This window comes from Bacillus sp. PK6-16, assembly GCF_056530295.1.
In genome coordinates, this window is record NZ_CP096511.1 from 4,109,352 (window position 1) to 4,129,908 (window position 20,557).

Annotated in this window: 16 protein-coding genes and 2 pseudogenes; 6 read left to right on the forward strand and 12 right to left on the reverse strand. The window is 34.7% G+C overall.

Annotation, left to right across the window (positions count from 1 at the left end; all coding sequences use genetic code 11):
* Window positions 1-14: 14 nt before the first annotated feature.
* Window positions 15-2,615 carry an ATP-dependent chaperone ClpB gene (gene clpB / locus M1D66_RS21080; protein ID WP_242554761.1) on the reverse strand — a complete coding sequence of 867 codons (2,601 nt, stop codon included), beginning with the start codon at window positions 2,613-2,615 and terminating at the stop codon, window positions 15-17.
* Between the two features lie 209 nt (window positions 2,616-2,824).
* On the reverse strand, window positions 2,825-3,004 hold the full coding sequence (locus tag M1D66_RS21085; RefSeq protein WP_000531421.1) for a YjzC family protein: 180 nt from the start codon (window positions 3,002-3,004) through the stop codon (window positions 2,825-2,827).
* A 491-nt stretch (window positions 3,005-3,495) separates the two neighbouring features.
* On the opposite strand from M1D66_RS21085, the gene M1D66_RS21090 reads away from it, so the two are divergent.
* The 3 genes from M1D66_RS21090 to M1D66_RS21100 all read left to right on the forward strand — a co-directional run bounded on the left by M1D66_RS21090 (window position 3,496) and on the right by M1D66_RS21100 (window position 4,749).
* Window positions 3,496-4,305, forward strand: coding sequence for a Cof-type HAD-IIB family hydrolase (locus M1D66_RS21090; protein ID WP_001041232.1), 810 nt, complete (start codon window positions 3,496-3,498; stop codon window positions 4,303-4,305).
* Window positions 4,306-4,410: 105 nt separating this feature from the next.
* A complete protein-coding gene (locus M1D66_RS21095) occupies window positions 4,411-4,551 on the forward strand; it encodes a hypothetical protein (protein ID WP_000516816.1) in 141 nt (46 codons plus the stop codon).
* Window positions 4,552-4,749 (forward strand): DUF3813 domain-containing protein, encoded by a 198-nt coding sequence (locus M1D66_RS21100; protein WP_000527407.1) that lies wholly within the window; start codon window positions 4,552-4,554, stop codon window positions 4,747-4,749. It begins immediately after the preceding gene.
* Between the two features lie 25 nt (window positions 4,750-4,774).
* On the opposite strand, the gene M1D66_RS21105 is transcribed toward M1D66_RS21100, so the two are convergent.
* Window positions 4,775-5,632, reverse strand: coding sequence for a YitT family protein (locus M1D66_RS21105; protein ID WP_000364444.1), 858 nt, complete (start codon window positions 5,630-5,632; stop codon window positions 4,775-4,777).
* A gap of 100 nt (window positions 5,633-5,732) precedes the next feature.
* Between M1D66_RS21105 and M1D66_RS21110 the strand changes: the two genes are divergently transcribed.
* Both M1D66_RS21110 and prsA read left to right on the forward strand, forming a co-directional pair.
* Window positions 5,733-5,864, forward strand: a complete 132-nt coding sequence (locus M1D66_RS21110; RefSeq protein WP_001120851.1) for a DUF3941 domain-containing protein — start codon at window positions 5,733-5,735, stop codon at window positions 5,862-5,864.
* Between the two features lie 129 nt (window positions 5,865-5,993).
* Window positions 5,994-6,851: a peptidylprolyl isomerase PrsA gene (prsA, locus tag M1D66_RS21115; RefSeq protein ID WP_086385475.1), complete on the forward strand. Its 858-nt coding sequence runs from the start codon at window positions 5,994-5,996 to the stop codon at window positions 6,849-6,851.
* 40 nt (window positions 6,852-6,891) lie between these two features.
* Here the strand turns inward: prsA and M1D66_RS21120 are convergent, their stop codons facing one another.
* The 8 genes and pseudogenes from M1D66_RS21120 to M1D66_RS21155 all read right to left on the reverse strand — a co-directional run bounded on the left by M1D66_RS21120 (window position 6,892) and on the right by M1D66_RS21155 (window position 18,075).
* Entirely contained in the window at window positions 6,892-7,155 is a 264-nt protein-coding gene (locus tag M1D66_RS21120) for a hypothetical protein (RefSeq protein WP_048568758.1), read from the reverse strand.
* A 366-nt stretch (window positions 7,156-7,521) separates the two neighbouring features.
* A complete protein-coding gene (locus M1D66_RS21125) occupies window positions 7,522-7,701 on the reverse strand; it encodes a hypothetical protein (protein WP_323653501.1) in 180 nt (59 codons plus the stop codon).
* An 86-nt stretch (window positions 7,702-7,787) separates the two neighbouring features.
* Window positions 7,788-8,167, reverse strand: a pseudogene (locus tag M1D66_RS21130) (RHS repeat domain-containing protein); the annotation flags it as partial.
* 203 nt (window positions 8,168-8,370) lie between these two features.
* Complete coding sequence (locus M1D66_RS21135) at window positions 8,371-9,021, reverse strand: hypothetical protein (protein ID WP_000717785.1); 651 nt, start codon at window positions 9,019-9,021, stop codon at window positions 8,371-8,373.
* 190 nt (window positions 9,022-9,211) lie between these two features.
* Window positions 9,212-9,790: pseudogene (locus M1D66_RS21140) on the reverse strand (RHS repeat-associated core domain-containing protein); the annotation flags it as partial.
* 192 nt (window positions 9,791-9,982) lie between these two features.
* Entirely contained in the window at window positions 9,983-10,339 is a 357-nt protein-coding gene (locus M1D66_RS21145; protein ID WP_479831910.1) for a hypothetical protein, read from the reverse strand.
* Entirely contained in the window at window positions 10,318-16,935 is a 6,618-nt protein-coding gene (locus M1D66_RS21150) for a DNRLRE domain-containing protein (protein ID WP_242554764.1), read from the reverse strand. Before M1D66_RS21150 ends, M1D66_RS21145 begins: the two co-directional genes overlap by 22 nt.
* Window positions 16,936-17,220: 285 nt before the next feature.
* On the reverse strand, window positions 17,221-18,075 hold the full coding sequence (locus M1D66_RS21155) for a CvfB family protein (RefSeq protein ID WP_000281265.1): 855 nt from the start codon (window positions 18,073-18,075) through the stop codon (window positions 17,221-17,223).
* Between the two features lie 230 nt (window positions 18,076-18,305).
* On the opposite strand from M1D66_RS21155, the gene M1D66_RS21160 reads away from it, so the two are divergent.
* Window positions 18,306-18,797 carry a YajQ family cyclic di-GMP-binding protein gene (locus M1D66_RS21160; protein ID WP_001040149.1) on the forward strand — a complete coding sequence of 164 codons (492 nt, stop codon included), beginning with the start codon at window positions 18,306-18,308 and terminating at the stop codon, window positions 18,795-18,797.
* Between the two features lie 768 nt (window positions 18,798-19,565).
* Here the strand turns inward: M1D66_RS21160 and M1D66_RS21165 are convergent.
* Entirely contained in the window at window positions 19,566-20,462 is an 897-nt protein-coding gene (locus tag M1D66_RS21165; RefSeq protein ID WP_086385471.1) for a helix-turn-helix domain-containing protein, read from the reverse strand.
* Window positions 20,463-20,557: the final 95 nt, after the last annotated feature.

Genomic DNA, 20,557 nt, shown 5'->3' on the forward strand with positions numbered 1-20,557 from the left:
ACTCTTTTTTATTTTTATTTCACATGAACGACTAATTCGTTATTTTCTACATCAACAACTACGTGACTATTACCAGTAATTGTTCCTGCAATTAATTCTCGTGCTAATTTCGTTTCCACTTGACGCTGTACGTATCGTTTTAATGGACGAGCTCCGTACATTGGGTCGAAACCGGCTTCCACAACAAATTCTTTTGCTGCATCTGTTAATTCTACTGTAATGTGACGGTCAGCTAGACGACCTTGTAGTTCTTTTACAATTTTATCAACAATGCCTTTAATTTCATTCGTTGTAAGAGGTTTGAATAAAATAATTTCATCCACACGGTTTAAAAATTCAGGGCGGAAATGTCCTCTTAATTGCCCCATTACAAGGTCTCTTGATTCCTCTTTAATCGAACCATCTTCTTCTAATCCATCTAGTAAATGAGCAGATCCAATATTTGAAGTCATAATAATAACTGTATTTTTAAAGTCCACTGTACGACCTTGCGAATCTGTAATGCGTCCATCATCTAACATTTGTAATAAAATGTTGAATACTTCTGGATGTGCTTTTTCAATTTCATCTAATAAAACAACGGAATATGGTTTACGTCTTACCGCTTCTGTTAATTGACCGCCTTCTTCATATCCTACATATCCAGGAGGTGCACCAATTAAGCGAGACACGGCGTGTTTTTCCATATACTCAGACATGTCAATGCGAATCATTTGCTCTTCACTATCGAATAAAGACTGGGCTAACGTTTTTGCAAGTTCTGTTTTACCAACACCTGTTGGCCCTAAGAAGATGAAAGAACCAATCGGGCGGTTCGGATCTTTAATACCAGCGCGAGCACGAAGAACCGCGTCTGACACTAAGCTTACTGCTTCCTCTTGTCCGATGACACGCTCTGATAAGATTTGCTCTAAGCGTAATAATTTCTCGCGTTCACCTTCCACGAGTTTCGCAACAGGAATACCAGTCCAGCGTGAAACAATATCTGCAATTTCTTCTTCACTTACTTCCTCACGTAATAAACGATTTTCTTGTTTATTATGCGCGCCCATTTCTTCCGCTTCTTTTAACTCTTTTTCAATTGCGGGAATTTTCCCGTGACGAAGTTCGGCTGCTTTATTTAAATCGTAATTGCCTTCTGCTTCTTCTAATTCACGACGCAAACGTTCTAAATGCTCACGTAAGTCACGAACTTTGTGAATGTCTTCTTTTTCTTTCTCCCATTTTGCTCTCATGCCACTGGCAACTTCTTTTAAATCCGATAATTCACGTTGCAATGTTTTTAGACGCTCTTGGCTACCACGATCCGTTTCTTTCCCAAGAGCCGCTTCTTCAATTTCCAGCTGCATAATGCGGCGCGTTACTTCATCTAATTCTGTTGGCATAGAATCAATTTCTGTACGAATTGTTGCACACGCTTCGTCAACAAGATCAATTGCTTTATCTGGTAAGAAGCGATCTGAAATATATCGATCTGATAAAACAGATGCTGCTACAATCGCACGGTCATGAATATTTACACCGTGATAAATTTCAAAGCGTTCTTTTAATCCACGTAAAATGGAAATCGTATCTTCAACAGTTGGCTCTTCTGCTAATACTTGTTGGAAACGTCTTTCTAGCGCTGGATCTTTCTCAATATATTTGCGATATTCATCTAGTGTTGTGGCTCCAATACAATGCAGTTCACCACGTGCAAGCATCGGTTTTAACATATTTCCTGCATCCATGGCTCCTTCTGTTTTACCAGCTCCAACTATTGTATGAAGTTCATCAATGAATAATAAAATGCGTCCTTCACTCTTTTTAATTTCATTTAATACAGCTTGCAGACGCTCTTCGAACTCACCACGGAATTTCGCACCAGCTACGAGTGCACTCATATCTAACGCAAAAATCGTTCTATCTTTCAATCCTTCAGGTACATCCTTTTTCACAATACGCTGGGCTAGCCCTTCAACGATTGCTGTTTTACCAACACCTGGCTCCCCAATTAAAACCGGATTGTTTTTCGTTTTACGTGAAAGAATACGGATTACACGTCGTATTTCACTATCACGGCCGATTACAGGATCAATTTTCCCTGCTCTCACTTCCGCCACTAAATCACGACCATATTTTTCTAACGCTTCATAAGTTGCTTCTGGATTTTGACTCGTCACTCTTTGATTCCCCCGAACTGTCATTAAAGACTGTAATAAGTTATCTTTCGTAATATGCAATCTTGTAAATAATTGATTTATATCGCCTTTTTCTTCAGAAAAAGCAAGCAATACATGTTCTACTGAAATGTAATCATCCTGCAGTTTTTCTGCTTCTTTCCCTGCTCTTACAAGCAGTTGTTGCAGAGCGCTCGTTACATACAATTTTCCAACTTCTGCACCGCTCCCCGTTACAGAAGGTTTCTTTTTAATTAAACTTTCAGCACCTTGCTTTAATGCTTCTATATCAACATTCATTTTTTGAAATATACGTACCGCTAACCCATCTTGCTCTTCTAATAATGCAAGTAATAGATGAACAGTATCCACCTCTTGGTGATGATGAGATACCGCTAAAGATTGGGCACTCATAATCGCCTCTTGTGTTTTTGTTGTCATTTGATTTAAGTCCATCTTTACAGCCCTCCAAAAGTTCGACTTTCTTTGACCTTTGATTTGATTATACGCCAACTGACTTTTTTATACAATAATTTTGCCTATGTATTTTCAAACTTATTATTTGAAAAAGAAAAAGAGAGCATTCATTATACTGCTAAAAAATACGGTAAATGAAATTACAATGTGTAACGACAAAAAAGCCGCAATAATGATTGCGGCTTCTGTTACGGTTTTCTTTTATATGTCCACTGGCGGTTATGATTCGTGTTATCCGGAAACTTTTCACCGGCAGTTAATTTCACCATTTGCGGATCTTTCACCATACTTCCCGTTTCACCAATTTCTACGTAAATGCCATCATTCGGCGCTTTTTGTCCAGAACGAAACCTGCGATTTTGTCCCATCTTCATTCTCCTTCCATGACGTCTTGCCTCATTAGTATATCCATTTTAAAAGAAAGCTTTTCTGTCATGTTTAGGAAACAGTACTACATCTCATTCTTGTACATATATATGAATGACACAAGCGTAAGCAGGGATTTCTTTCCTACTTGTAGAAAAAAAAAGAAACCAACCTACTCTAGGCTAGTTTCAAAGGAGAGTCAAACATATACGAGAAGATTACATGTTCATTATATGCCTCATCACACGAGCAATGTAACCCTTTTCACAATTTGTACATAATGAAAGAAACATTGTTTGAACTTTCTAAAAAGATGTTGACTTTTCTTAATTTCCAACGATAAATAGTAGACACCACAGCACTTTGAGACGTAAGATGGATATATAGTGAAATTTCCATCTATGGTGATTCCACCGAGTCTAACCTCTTATTTCTGCATATTAAAAACGGAAATACAGATAGATACAAAAAAATTATTATAAGAGGTGAAATTATGAACAAACAACATTTAATCGCATTAGACTTAGACGGCACTTTATTAACAGACAACAAAATAATTTCCACTCGAACGAAACATACAATTGCAAAAGCAAAGGAACAGGGACATATTGTCGTTATTTCAACAGGACGTCCATTCCGTGCTAGTTATGATTACTATAAAGAACTTGATCTTAACACACCTATCGTAAACTTTAACGGCGCTTACGTACATCATCCTCTTGATTCAAACTGGGGAACACATCACTCTCCTCTTGAGCTAGCAACAGCGCAAGAAATTGTCCGAGCTTGCTTTGATTTTGGCGTAAAAAATATATACGCGGAAGTAATGGACGATGTGTATGTTCGTGAAATTGATGAAGATAAAAAACATATTTTCGAATTCGGCTCTCCTAAGATTTTTACGGGAGACTTATTAAATATTTTAAACGATCATCCAACTTGCTTATTAATTGACGCCCATGACGAGCATTCTACTGCAATTCGTCAACATTTAACCGATATGCATGCGGAAGTAATCGACCATAGAAAATGGGGCGCACCTTGGCCGATTATTGAAATTGTGAAAAGCGGATTAAATAAAGCAGTTGGATTACAAAAAATTTCTAGTCATTACAACATTCCACAAGAGCGAATTATCGCTTTCGGTGATGAAGATAATGATTTTGAAATGATTGAATTTGCTGGTCACGGCATCGCAATGGGAAATGCCATCCCTGAATTAAAATCACTCGCAAACCATACGACGTTAACGAACGAAGAAGATGGTATTGCTTTATATTTAGAAGAGGTTCTTGGGTTGTAATCTAAAAATTTCCTACTTATAGTTTCCTGCCAAATGTCCATACTATAAGTAGACGCATGAGACATTGCGTCGATTGTTTTCAGCTAAATAAAGGGGGTTTTTCGAATGGGTAAAAAGAACAAATCAAAACGTTTTATCCAACAAGGAGCCGATGCTGTTATGAAGCATGATGCAAGATTCCCGTACAGAGGTACATTAGCTGAGGCAGAAAAAGCAAGAAGTAACTCTTCTTTTGGAGGGGTTTAAATGGGGAACTTACTATTCCAACAAGCTAGAGATGCTGTTGAAAATGCCGTATCTTGTTCAAGCGGTACTGAGCAACAAGATCTCGTGTATAGAGCAAAAAATGCTTTGCAATCCGCTTACGCAAACTCTTCAACTGCTGAAAAAGTTCAGCTCCGTGAAATGCAAGAGCAATTGCAAAACATTACGAATTTACATTAAAAAAGAGGACCAACTTCGGTCCTCTTTAATCTTTCCGAAACAATCCGAACACCCCAACTGTTTGCAGTATATTTGTAAATGCACCTGGGTCCACTTGTTTAATAATCCTCTCTAATTCGTATAACTCATAACGAGTAATAACCATCATTAACATTTCTTTATTTTCATTCGTATAAGCACCTGTTGCTGGTATCGTTGTAATCCCTCTTACTAATCGCGAGTGAATCGCCTTTCTTACATCTGCCCCATTCTTCGTAACAATTAATGCTGTAATCTTTACATGACGAGTATGAATTGCATCAATAATTCTCGTTGATACATATAAAGTCACTAACGTATATAACGCTTTTTCCCATCCATATACATAGCCAGCAGCGATAATGATAATTGCATTAAAAAAGAAAAAGTATGTACCGACAGGCTTATCTTTTATTTTTGATAAAATCATGGCGATAATATCTAATCCACCTGTAGAAGCACCCCACTTTAAAGCAATCCCTACTCCAATCGCCGAAATAATCCCGCCAAAAATCGCATTTAATATGATATCATTCGAAACCGCTCTAACAGGGATGACTTCTAGAAACAAAGTCATAAATATAACACAAAGAAAACTGAAAAAGGTGAAGGCCTTTCCAACCTTTTTCCACGCTAAAATAACGACAGGAATATTAAATAAGCTAAACAATACTCCCGTAGATATGTGAATCGATAAAAAATCACCTAATATTTGTGATAATAATTGAGACAATCCAGCAAAGCCGCTCGCATACACTTTTGCTGGCGTTAAAAATAAATTCATCCCAATCGCATTTAATAAACCTGCGATGATTACAACGATTAACTTCTTTATAAGTTCAGTATAATTCAACTTCAAATCCATTTCGAATCCACCTTTACCCTTCATAAATGCACCGCTATACATAGTCTTTACGAAAAAGGAAATGATAAACGTACAACGTTTAGAAATGGAGTTGATACATATGCCACATACGAGTGATAACGACAAAAAAGCACGCGATAATAACGCAAAACGCACACAAAAAAATGAGCAAGAGCAAAAAAATATTCAGCAAGGTAAACGTGCATACTCTAAAAAGACCGATCACCTTTGATTCCATCGTACATCAACAATTATGTTGATGTACTTTTTTACATTTTAAAGGAAAAAAACATTAAAAATTCACTTCATGTTCACTTCTATATTCTACAATAGCGATAACATATTCGGATGAGGTGTTGGCATGAGAGGGAAACATATTTTCATTATTACTGCACTAATAAGTATATTGATGCTATCTGCTTGCGAACAAAAGAATGGCTCAGCTACAGTCGCTACAGCAACAGACTCCACCATTACAAAGGATAACTTCGAAAAACAATTGAAAGATCGTTACGGAAAAGACATGCTATACGAAATGATGGCACAAGACGTCATCACAAAAAAATATAAAGTACCTGATGAAGAGGTAAATAAAGAAGTAGAAAAAGTAAAAAAACAATATGGAGATCAATTCAAAAAAGTATTAGAAAATTATGGTTTAAAAGATGAAGAGGATTTCAAAAATCAAATTAAGTTCAAACTTGCTATGAATGAAGCGATTAAGAAAAGCATTACAGAAAAAGACATAAAAGACCACTATAAGCCAGAAATTAAAGCGAGTCACATTTTAGTAAGTGACGAAAATGAAGCGAAAGAAATAAAGAGTAAACTAGATGCTGGTGCTTCATTTGAAGAATTAGCAAAACAAGAATCACAAGATCTACTATCAAAAGATAAAGGCGGAGACCTTGGATACTTCAATTCAGGTACAATGGCTCCTGAATTCGAAACGGCTGCCTACAAACTAAATGTTGGACAAATTAGCAATCCCGTAAAATCATCAAACGGTTATCACGTTATTAAATTAACTGATAAAAAAGATTTAAAACCTTACGATGAAGTAAAAAACTCTATTCGCAAAAACTTAGAGGAAGAACGTACTGCTGATCCTGTATTCAGCAAAAAATTGTTACAAGAGGAATTAAAAAAGGCAAATATTAAAATAAATGATAGTGATTTGAAAGATACATTTACTCTTATTTCTCCGCAAGGAAATTAAAAAAAGCACACCCTTATCTTTTTAGATAAGGGTGTGCTTTTTAATCTTTCATCAATATTTTCAACTTTTTCTTCAAGCTTTTATAATGCCAATTGATGTGATCTAATTCTATCTCCACTTCAATTAGCGCATCTATTAAGTCTTCTTTAGATTGCCGAGAGTTTATAATATTTTCAAGCAATTTTTCAAAACTTTTACTACTTTCATATATATCATTTAAATCCACCGCTAATATTTCACGTTCTTTTTCAGTGGATAATACGGAAAGTCGTTTTATTAATTTTTCTAGTACATTATCTTGCATTATCATAACTCCCTTTTCCTCATGGATTGCTTCTATTACCGTCATAGAAGAATAATTAATTTAAAATAAAAAAGTGTATCTCAAAATCAAACTATTTGTTTAGGTTTTGAAATACACCGAATAGACTTTACTTTTCTTTTTCAAAAATACCAGCCAAGATAAAACTAATCCCCAGAAAAATTACAATTATCACGTTAATTGTATAACCCAAGAACGACATATACGAGGTAAAACTTACTAGAATTGTATATATGAGACCTACTACTAACACCATTGTAGCTCGATAGTTTTTCCTTTTTAACATAATCACCAATAATGCTACAATAAAAACAACATTATATATACCAATCATTGTATGTATCGTCTTCATTTTACTAATCTATCTTCTTCTTTTCTTAGAATTAGTTTTTTTCGGCTTATAATCTTTATATCCTTTTTATATCCCTTATAATATCCATCTACAAAAACCGCCGCGTCCGGAATCAGCCCTATCCCTCCAACAGCTTTACTACCAGTGAATAACGCTCCTTTAGCCCTTGACTTCACTGCATTTTTTAGTATTTGCTGCTTTTGAACGCGCTGTCCTGGCGATAAATTTGCGATTTCTTTTTTCGAGTTACTTCTAGATGATTTCCATTCATTGTAATCGGATCATCTTCATCACCCAGATCCGGATCCACCGATAAGAACACACCATGCTCTGGTTGATAATATCTTGCAATCAAGTAATACATGCCAATTTCTTTATCATACATGTATCCTGCATATCCAAATGGATTGTCCGCTGCGATACCTTTTACGTCGCTCTTTAGTACGTTACCCCACGAATCATATTCATACGTTGCTACAACTTCTCTATTTTGATCTGTCATCGCAACGACATTACCATGAAGAAGTTGTAGTATACTATTTGTCTTCGTGATTTCATTGCTCAACGTACACCATTTATTAAATGCATATATTGACGAAGGGCAGTCCCATTTCCATCTATCCCATATAACGGTGGGATACTACCTCTGCCTTAAGAATAATAGATTATTTAAAATAAAAAGTGCATCTCAAAAATTACCTGTTTAATTTTCGAGATGCACTGAATCTACAAAACTTTATATTCCACTCATCATTAAAAATGAATATTATCAATGAATTAATTTTATAATCCTAGAACGACATGTATAAAATATTACTACTTTCAATATTTGCATTGTCATTCCTTTATTGCAGACCAGCATAGTTTTCAACTAAAGCTTTCCTATACCTTTTTCCTCCATCGCGAAAAATTTCTTTATGGTACTCCTCCGTTTCAATAAGAAAATCAGAAAGAGTCTTCCATATCATGGAATCAATCATCTGCTCTCTATAAATATCTTTTTCACTAATTAACAATGCCACTTCATTATGAACATCGATCACCAATAACACCTTTCCAGAAGAAAATAGTATATACAGTACATAATGATCACGCAGTGATAATCCGAACTCTTTTCCATCCTTTTCTTCCCGCCATGTGATTATGTCCCAATAGTCTTCTGATGATATATTTACATCAAACTTTGCTGCCTTTTTTACATCTTCATCATAATATCCACTCTTAGTAAAAAATAGAAAGGTTCGATATTGAAAGGTTTGTTTTGTACATATATATGCCGTACGCTCTCCTAAAACTTCGCCTATTTGTTTTAACGAATCAAGAAATTCATCTTCATCAAATTCATAGTCACTAAATAACAATACATATTTATCAAGATCACCTCTTACTACATACTCTGGTAAACTTTTTTCCATATCTACTATCTCGGCAATCCTTGTATAAACAGAACTATACTCGTTCTCGGTAAGCTGAAATAAGCTATCTATTTTTTTCAACCTTTTTCCCCTTTCCCTTTAACCTAAACTTAATAACATTATTCTTTTTCTTCTTCCCTCTTGGATAATAATCAGCAGTATTAAAACCACCACTAGATCCATCGCGAGTAGTTATTTTCCTTCCATTTTTAGTGAAATTCCTAATTTGCAAACCATTTTTGTAAAATGTTTCTTGATTCCATCCTGCTTTTCACAATCTATTGTGTAATTGGCGTAGACTTATATTCGCCTGAAAATTAGGCTTGGATTTCTTTGTCGTAATATTAGTAAACTTAAGCTTTGTACCATATTTAAATGTGTTATATGCTAATTTTGCACCTTTATAAGCTGCCCCACCAACTAATCCAGCACCAACAGCTACTGCAGCTGCTTTCCAGCCATTCTTTTTATACGCTTTATAACCATCATAAGCCGCAAAACCTGCGTTCAATGCCATCCAAGCAAAATGACCATCTGGATCGGTCAGCATGACTGGATTATTATCCGCATACGTATACCCATTCATTGTAACCGGGTCATCCTCATCGCCCGGATCAGGATCCACCGATAAAAACACACCATGTTCTGGATTATAGTATCTCGCAATCAGGTAATACATGCCAATCTCTTTATCATACATGTATCCGGCATATCCAAATGGATTGTCTGCTGCGATACCTTTTGCATCACTCTTTAATACGTTACCCCATGAATCATATTCATAGCTTGCGACTATTTGTCCATCTTTGTTGGTCATTGCTAGGCGGACACCGTCTTTGTTGTAAACGTATATGCCCCATCCTAACTTTCTATCTGTAAAAAACTTTGCAACAGAGCCATCTGCTTCATTCCATGTGTATAGAAAAGGAAGAAGACATTTTCTCGCCTCTTCCCTTAATTTTATAATCTATTAATGTTTCAATTTACTCTGTTTCCATTCGTGTTAATCCATAGGCCAATAATAAATTCAAGAGAAAACTATTTACTTACGCAAAAGCACATCAATATCTTCCTTGAATTTCAAAATACAAATTATTAATAAAACAAGTAAAGTAGCTATATTAAGAACATTAAAGATATACCAAAAAAACAACACTCCTATCAGTACATCAGATATAAATCTTTCCCTGACATTTTTTAAATATTGATTGAATTTTTTTGAAGACAGCATAACTTTCTCTAGTATAAATATGGTAATGCCAGCAAGAAAGAAGACTATCTTTTTCAAATCCGAAGGCTGATCTACTAAAACATAAGCTACTATATATATAAATAGCAAATCAATAATTCTGAACCGTTTAAGCATATTATTCACTTTTACCATTTGGCTTTCTTCCATTTCCCTTTTGATTTACCTTCGTCATATTTTAAATACCACTGTTTAGAATTCAATTTTTTTCTATAAGTTAAAGTAATTTTAGTACCCGGTTCTGGGACTGGCTTTATAAATTTTTCCCCAACATAATAGCCCCCTACTATCTCTAAACTCTTCTGTCGACTTGGAGCTTTTATATATTTTAAACCAATGTTTTTAACTACATTACCAGCATTAAAACTGACAACTGCTCTCGCAATTTGTCCTGAATAATAATTAAATTTAGTTTGCTTATAACTTCTTTGGTAATATTCATGCTTACCTTTTTTCCAATATTTATATCCACTTACAACTTTTTTTGCCTTATACCCATCCGGATCCACCATCATCACCGGATTATTATCACCATACGTATACCCATTCATTGTAATCGGATCGTCTTCATCACCCGGATCTGGATCCACCGATAAGAACACACCATGCTCTGGGTTATAGTATCTTGCAATCAAGTAATACATCCCAATTTCTTTATCATACATGTATCCCGCATATCCAAATGGATTGTCCGCTGCGATTCCTTTTGCTTCACTCTTTAATACGTTCCCCCATGTATCGTATTCATAGCTTGCGACTATTTGTCCGTCCTTGTCGGTCATTGCTATTACGTCACCGCGCGGGTTGTAATGGTAGTATACCGATTGATCTTGTATTTTCATTGCTAGGCGGACGCCGTCTTTGTTGTAAACGTATTGTCGGAGGACTTTTCCGTTCCCGTCTGTTTCGTATAGCGGGTTGATGCTGTCACCATCGTAGAAGTAACGGGTTTCTTGTCCGTTTACGTTCTTTTCAATACGACGGTTTTCGTTGTCGTATTTATATGTTGCGAACGGTTTGCCTTCCCCTTTTTTCGTTACAGCAACAAGTTGGTCTGCTTCGTTCCATGTGTAGGTGTATTTCCCATCAGATGTACGGTTACCATTTGCGTCATACGTTAACGATTCGTTTCCGAATTTTAGAAGTTGATTTCCTTCGTTAAATGTTGCGATTACTGATTTTGTTTCTTTTCCATTTTCTGTTACTTTCATACTCGTACGATTGCCAAATCCATCATACGTGTAGTCTCTAACTGTTCCATTTGGTGTAGATTCTTTTAATAATTGATTAATTGGATCATATACATAATTTGTTTCCGTTATTTTCCCATCAGGACTTTCATGTTTAATCTTCGTACGGTTTCCTGTTTTGTCATACTCATATTTCTCTAATAGTAGCATTTGCTTTGGTGTTGCAATAGCTAAATCCGATAGTTTCCCTGTTTGGTCATAATTATACGTTGCACTAGCATCATTCGGTGCGATATACGTACGTACATGGCCGTTCTCATCATAATGGAAATTATAATGTGCCCACATTTCATCCCAAACAGATGTGTTTTGATCTAAAGCATTATATTCATATTTTATTTTACTGTTATACCCACCGTGTGTAATTGACTGTTCTTTTAACTTTTCGGTTTTGCTATTTGCTTTATCATGATATGCCCAATCAATTTTCCCACCTCGGCTATCCGTTATACTCGTGATCCGATCTGCTGTATCATATGTTTTGCTTTTTTCAACCCCATTTACATGATCTTTCACTTTCGTTTCTTGTCCATTAGCATCGCGTTCGAATGTAAAGGCATCTTTTCCATTTCGCTTTTCACCTATAATGCGATCCGCTGTATCATAACCCCATTCAATCAGTGAGCCATTTGGCATTTTCGTTTTTGTCTTATTTGCATTTGCATCATATTCATATTCAATGCGACGATTTAACGCATCGATATACGTTGTAATTTTATTATCTACATCATACTCATATTTGTGTGTTTGTGTTTTCCCACCAAACATTATAGATTTTTCAGTTGTATTGCCATTATGATCATAATTATAACCAACAGAAGTTCCATTTTTTAATGTCACTTTTTTAAGTTGATTATCTTTATTGTAATCGAAAGATTTTGTATTCCCTCTCTCATCGGTTTCTGACTTTTTATTTCCGACTCCATCATAAGAAAAGGCTATTTTATTTCCTTCTTCATCATACGAAGCTGTTACATTTCCATCGTTGTCATATTCATTTTTGACAAGCACATTCCCTTCTAATAACCGAATATCATCAAACCATACTTTTCCTTTGTTTTCATTTCTAAATAACAAATAAGTATCGATATGTTTAATCGGCTTTGTCGCTGGAATGAATACCGCACTACGATTCCAATCATTCGTTCCATTCGGAAACATAGCTGTAAAATTGGCAGTACTACCATCTTGATACGTTACATCTGCTCGTACTGCATAATCTTTCGATAATTTTTCTCCTGCACTATTCTCTACTTTCTCGGATTTTGACATAGCAGTTAAAGTTAAGTTTTGTGCTTCTTTTTGATTTAGTACAACACGACTTTGGTAACTAATGTCCTTCTGATTATATTGTAAGTTTTCTAATACAATAGAAGAGCCACCATGGAATCCTTCTGTTGCTATATCTTTTCGATTACAATTTTCCGGACAATTTCTAGTCCAATTCGGAACAGATCCAGTTTCCGAATACTCTTCAAAACTACTATTTACAATTGGATTAAAACTAGATGATACATCTCCTTTTTCAAGCTGCAACTTATCAAACCAAGCTGCTCCACTTACAGATTCTCTTTCATGTTCAATGACTAAATGTATTTTTGCTTTACTTGCCTTATCTGTCGTTTTAAACGTCAATTGACGATTCGACCATCCATTTTCTGATTTTAAATTATTTGAGCGATTGTCGGACCAATCCGTTCCACCAGTCGGATTTCCATTTTCATCTAAGAACATGACATTAAAATAGGCATCTGCATTTTTCAGTGTAGTTTTCACCATACCCGTTAATGTATAGTTCGTACTAGGTTCTACTTCTACTTCCTGTGCTATTGCTGTATATCCCCAAGAACTAGCACCAGTTATTTGCGCAGTTAACTTCAATGAACCTGAGCCACCAAGCCCTCCCGGTGCTCCTTCCGCCTCCTTTGTCATAGAGCCCTTACTATCTTTATTCACCATTGCCCAATTTTGTAATGTGTCCATTTCAAAGCTTGGATTTTTTAGAAGGTTTCCTCCTACACCAATATTTTTACTCGTTTGAATGATATTCCCAAATTTATCATACTGTTTTACTTCAGCTGTTTCGGAGGCATGATTTGTTTCTGAAACAGCTGCATTTGCTTGTTGATACGCTATGGTAGTTTTCCGATCTTCTACATCTGTCGCTTTAATAACATCATTATTTTTATTATATTCAAACTTTTCAGTCCCTTTTGGATCTGTTACAGAAGTCACATTACCATTGTTATCATATGTGACTGTTTCCACTTGATTTTTAGGCGTTGTCGTTTTCTCCAAGTGATTCGCTTTATATTCATATGTTGTCGTTAACTTTAAATGCTCTGCATCCACAACTATTTTTGCTGGATTACCAGCTTGATTATAGCTATGCACCGTTTTACGAGCTTTAGCATCCGTCAACGTTACCTCTTTAGCTGCATCGTTATAAGATAATACAGATTCCTTTCCTAGCGGGTCTGTTACCTTTACTAATTTATTATTTTCATACGTATATGTCGTTTTATATGGTTTTGTTTCCGTATGTTTCGGATCAAACGTATAACGTAGTTTTCCATTCTCATAGCCATAACGATACTTCTTTCCTTCTGGTGTCGTAGATCCTACTAACTGATCATTTTCGTATTCGAACGTTACAGTGCTATTTTCTGGCCCTATAAATTGAGAAACAAATTTCCCTGTATACGTAATAGTAATAGTACGTCCTGATGCATCTGTAATCTTAATCGGCCTTTGATTTGTATCATATTCATACTTCACAACATTTCCAAAGCTATCTTTCTCTTGTTGTACTTTTCCTTGCTTTGAAAATGTTATAACAGATTGATCTTTATCTTTTAATTCAAATCCATCAGCTATTTTCTTTACTTCTAAATGAATACCATTTGGTGCTTGATATTGATTATCACCTGTTTTAGTAAATAGTAATGTGGATTTGTCTCTCGTTGTATATAAAATATTTCCAGAAGATTCTTCTTTAATCACTTCTTCTAATGAACTATGCCAGCCTTTCCCGAATAAACCAGTTCCGGTATCTTGACTATTATACGTTCGATCAATAGATACATTCGGGCCTTTTCCAGACAGATTAAAATCCGTCTCATCCATAACAAAATTCCCATTAATAGCAGTAACCTTTCCGCCAATTACATTCACTGCTGCCCAATAATCTTTCGTGCCAAGCCAAGAAACGTCATTCGAAAAAGTTGGTGTAAACTCTTGTGAAATTTCACTTTCTGCATGACCCGCTTTACTATACGCTGTTACCCGGAACCAATAGTTTTTGGAACCACCATATATACCACCAGAATTGCGGTAGACTGGAGATGGATCTAGCGAAAGCTCATTTCCTTTTTGGTCATGATGAAGTTGATATTTCCCACTAGAAATTTCCGCTTCTGTCGGCCAAATATTTTGTCCTTGCGTTGTCCATGTTGTTGTATTACCAACATCAAATGCTTCATAGTCTTTCCCGTTATAAATCCATACTTTATAACCACTTGCCTCTGGTACAGGATCCCACTTTACTGATACATATCCTGTATTACTACCCGGCCCATTTGTATAAGCTGATCCAGCTGGCCTCTTTACTTGCTCTAGCGGAACATAGGAAACTGTTTCATCTGACAACGGACTATCACCGTATGGATATTCCGCTACGATTCGAATCCAGTACCCACGAGCTGAACTATAATCCCCATATGGGCTACCTGCCAAATAAGCATTTTTGTACATTGGGCCAGGGCTTACGGAAAAATCCGTCCCCTTTCCATCTTTATGAAACTCAAATTTCCCTGCATTTATTTCATCTTGTGTAGGGAAGATTTTCTTATCTTTCGTACTCCAACTTGTTACATTTCCGACAGGAATATATTCATAGTCATATCCATTAAAAATGGCAACTTTATATCCTTTTGCACCTTGAACTGCGTCCCATTGTATATTGAAATGCCCTGCTTCACTTCCAGTTCCATTCGAATACGCTTGTACCCTCGGTTTATTCAATTTTTCATATGAATAATTAACCGCTAAATATGGCGCATTCGAACCATTTTGAGCTGCGACAAACTTCTTCCAATGCGTCTGTCCATTTCCGTTAGCATGTAATTTGAAGCCGTAATTCGGTCTCGTTCCATCTACCCACGCTTTTACTGTATTTGTTACATTAAATTGCGCCCACTTCCCGCGACCTACATTTGCTTGAGCAATATTATTTGATCCTGGCTTATTACTCCAATTAATATTAGAAACATTCCAATTTCCCGTTACTTCATCAAGCCATACACCATTTGGGCTATCTCCGTAATAATGCCATATAGCATACGTATGAAATGTTGCACTTTGAATTGTTGCACCTTTTAAATTAGAAATATCAGATTTAATAAAAGCATCATTTGTGCCTGTTCCTGCATTAAAATAACCGACTTTTAACGTATATGCCTTTTGTCCTTCATCCCATAAACTACCGCCTGAATAATTAATATTAGGATCTGCACTTGATGCATACGCATTTTCAAATCCCCTTACCGTAACCGAAGGATCTATAAAAACAGGATACTTACGTTCGGCTGATTCTAACCATTTTGGATCTGCAGTAACTGTTAAATTGTATTTCTTCCCCCCAGCAGGAGTTATCTCATATTTCACATCTTGAGATGTAACAGCTTCTCCGGATTCTTGATTAATATTTGAGTCAGCCATATAAGGCTTTGGTAGTACAAATACATTCTCCTTTTTTTCATTTTGAAAAATAATAGAACCATCTTCTTTTAAACTCGGCTGTAAATCTGTCTGTAATTCGAATGAAAAAATGTGATGCCCTGTATATTGATGGAGTACAAAGTCTTCCTTTACATTTTCATTAAATGTTGTACTTTTTAAATCAATACTTGGAAAAATCCCTTTATACCATACTGTATTCTCTTCATGCGACGCTGTAACAGCTGTCGGTTTTAATTCACCCTTTTCACCACGTGCGCCTGTCAATTCATACTGAATCGTATGTCCATCCACTTCGAATTGAACATACTTTCCATCCTTTACTACTTTCTCAAACTTCGGCTTTAATGCTGTATTTTCTGTTACGATTTTTTTATCTGGTGATTCTACTAAATTAGTAGAAACCTCTTCTAATTTCCCATTCTTTTCTGCATGAATTGGTTCAGTATATATTTTTTTAGTAAACGTACCATCTTGATTATCAAAAACCTTTTCTGTCTCCGTCCGTTCTTCTACAACTTCAGTCGGCTTAGCTTTTGCATTGGCATTTTTTTGTTTTATCTGATCTGGATGTGGAGCTGGTAATTCCTTCTCGTCTTTCTGTTCTACTTGTGGACTTGGTTCTGAATTTGGCGACGGTGTAAACGGCGGTGCCGTTTCCGCCAGTCCATTCATCGGTATAGAAGTAACAATTAATGCAACTACCATAAGCTGTATGAAGTACCTATACCATTTTTTCTTAACTTGCTTCTTTTCCATACATTCACCCCTAATTCGCATCGGTTTTATTCTTACAATTAACAATTTAAAGAATTTTCCGAGGGGCTTCAACACAAAAATGACAATATTGCGACATTTTTTCTAAAAATGTATATTTTTCGACGATTTACCATTTTATATTCCTTTTTCCTTATAAATACAGTAAAATATTTGTAGATTAAACGTTTTATTACACTTTATTTACTTTTTATCTACTTTATAATAAAAAAGAACTATCTCTTCTCTTAAAAATTCAGAGAAAGAATAGTTCTTTTTTCATTTACTTTATTTCTTAAAGTACGTCCAACCTTCTTCTTGGTAAACCTTTTCTTCTTTCATCAACTTACCAAGTGCACGCTTAAATGCAGCTTTACTCATGTTAAAGCGTTCTTTAATATCTTCTGGATGGCTCTTATCCCAAAACGGCATTGCTCCGCCTCGTTCTTCCATATATGCATAAATTACTGCAGCATCGTCTTCCATTCCTTCTTCTTTACGAGGAAGAAGTGAAATGTTAATTGTACCGTCATCTTTTACGTCAATAATACGTCCTGTTACACGCTGACCGATGCGGACTTGTTCTTTTCTTTCTGTATGGTGTAAGAAAGCACGGAAATGTTCATCTGTTAAAACGAATGAACCTACTTGAAGCGAACGATACACACGTCCGTTTACGTTTTTATTACGCATAGATGGTGTCGCATCTACAACGATTTCTTGCATATCACTATCTCTTGCTGGAAGAGCAATTAAACGATCACGATTCGTTAATTTTAACGTACAATATAATTCGTCTCCAACTTCTGGCCATACCGGCATATAAATTGGGAATTCATCAGCTGGAATTAGTATATCTTTTGATACACCAATATCAACAAACACACCTAAACTCGGAATAACTTCTACAACCTTTACCCAGTTCCAATCATACGTTGTAATAATTGGCTCCTTCATTGTTGCTGAAATACGATTTTGGTGATCAAGGTATAAGAATACGTCAATCGTATCGCCTTCTTCAATTTCTCCAGCTACTTCATTTTTATGTAGGAAAATTTCTTCTTCTTCATTCCCAACCATATATCCGATTTCCGTTTCGCGTAAAACAGTTACCTGTTCAATCGATCCTATTTGCAAATACATATTTTTTAATTCCCTTCTATATATATAAAATTATCTTTTTTATCATTCCAAACAAAAGTTAATTATAACATGATTTTTCCTATATTTGTCCAACTGCCCAAAATTCACTATAATAAAATGAGGTTACATGAATATAAATACGAAAACACTTAAGTCTAGACTCGTTTTCAGCTATACTTTAGTATGTACAGTACATAACAAGATTAGAAATTTATTTGGAGGTGCTAACTATGGCAAAAGATAGTTCTTTTGACATCGTTTCGAAAGTAGAATTACCTGAAGTAACAAACGCAATTAATATCGCATTAAAAGAAATCCAAAACCGATATGACTTTAAAGGAAGTAAAAGTGATATTAAATTAGAAAAAGAAGTACTTGTTTTAACTTCTGATGACGAGTTTAAATTAGAGCAAGTAAAAGACGTTCTTATCTCTAAACTTGTAAAACGTAACGTTCCAATTAAGAACTTAGATTACGGAAAAGTTGAAGCTGCAACTGGCAACACTGTTCGCCAACGCGCAACACTTCAACAAGGTATCGATAAAGATAACGCGAAAAAAATTAACAACATCATTAAAGAAATGAAATTAAAAGTAAAAACACAAGTACAAGATGATCAAGTACGTGTTACAGCGAAAAGCCGTGATGACTTACAAGCAGTAATTGCAGCTGTTCGTAGCGCTGATTTACCAATCGACGTACAGTTCATTAACTACCGCTAAAAAGAAAACTCCTCTTAATTAGAGGAGTTTTCTTTTTAGTCTTGTAGAGACAATATTACGAGAACAAACTATAGAAAAAAGGGTATGTGCGGTAAAAATCGCTAAGTAAATTGAAAATAAGGAAAAGACACCTTAAGACGTTTTCCCTTCGATTTGAATTACTTTTCTTAGCAATTACATCCTAGGCCAAAGTCATCTTAAAAATTGCTATAACTCATAATTCCTCTCCTCGCCGAAACGTAACAATTTATGAGTATAAGAATATTTTCCAACCTTTAATGTAATGTAAAATTAATAAGTATTTTAAAAAATGTTAATTAAAAAAGAGTTAGAAGTGGTTATTTGAAGAAATTAATATTATGGTTTTTATTGGCCACATTCTCCTTAAATACTGTAGGATGTTCTAATAATACGAATACACTAACGGATAAGTCTAACTGTATCAACAAAGCTTGGTACAAAAAAAATATGTCATGTAATCATTTAAAAAAACATTAAATAGTTAATGATAAAGGTCATAAAAAAAGACACCTCAAAGTGCCTTCCTCCGACTTGAATCATCTCAATCTTAACAATATTTGGATGTGATTAAAAAGAAGCATAAATTGTTAATAATGATGCAGACTTCAAAATAAAAAGTACACTAAGTAAACTCTTATTCAAAAATTTATATTAAACACTAATATTTTAGAAACAAGTTTATAAGTATAAAACCTACAGAGATTTTCCCTGTAGGTTTTATTATATTTCAAGTGATTTCCAAATGAATTATAAGTGACTTTTTTCAGTTTGGTTTTCTAAATATTTTTCTTTAACCATTTTTATCAGATTTTCTTTTTCTGTTAGTTCAAATATAAATAATGCTTTTTTCATGTTATTTGCAATATCTTCTTCATTCTGTTGTTTAAATCTTAATAAATTCCATCCCTTTAAATAGTAAAGTTCACCTAATAAGTATAAAGTATTTAGATTAATAGCTAATTTGATTCCTTTATCAATGTATTTTACCGCCTCTTCATATTGATAGGTCATACCTAAACATTTCGCTAAATTAAAAATGATTTTTAATTTAATCGCTTTATCTCTCGGGAAATCTAACTTATTAAAATTAGTTAAACACCTTCTTAATATAGTAATACTTTTATCATATTCTTTATTTTCCGCATAAAATATAGACATTGTCTGCATAATATCTATTTCTCTTTCTGATAAAAAATCAACATTGGTTAAAGTTAGTTTTAATGCATTATTTAAAAGCTTTAAAGCAGTTTTTATAGATCTGTTCACCTCAAATATAGCAATCGCTTCATGCCATAGGAGAAATTGTTTATCTTCTTTTGCCTGGAAATTCTTTTCATCTTTCTCTTTTTTCACGATTTCATAAAGTTCATTATATTGTTTTTGCTTTAAGCAATCTTTTATTACGCATTTTACATTTTCTACATATTTTAATTTTTTGTTTTGAGTTAATGCAAATATATTATTTGGGTCAATACCAAGTCTTTCTGATAATTGATATAATAATATACTAGATGGATAAATCACACCTTTTTCTATTTTGCTAATTTGACTTTGTGAACATATTCCATGACATAATTCGGATTGTGATATATTTTTTTTAATTCTAAGCTCTTTAATGGTAATACCCAAATCGTAAAACTCCATTTTCCCACCTACTATTTAGCACTATATTAGTATAAGAGTATTCTCTAACTTTTAATGTAATGTAAAATTAATATAGTTGCAATTATTGTTTCAAA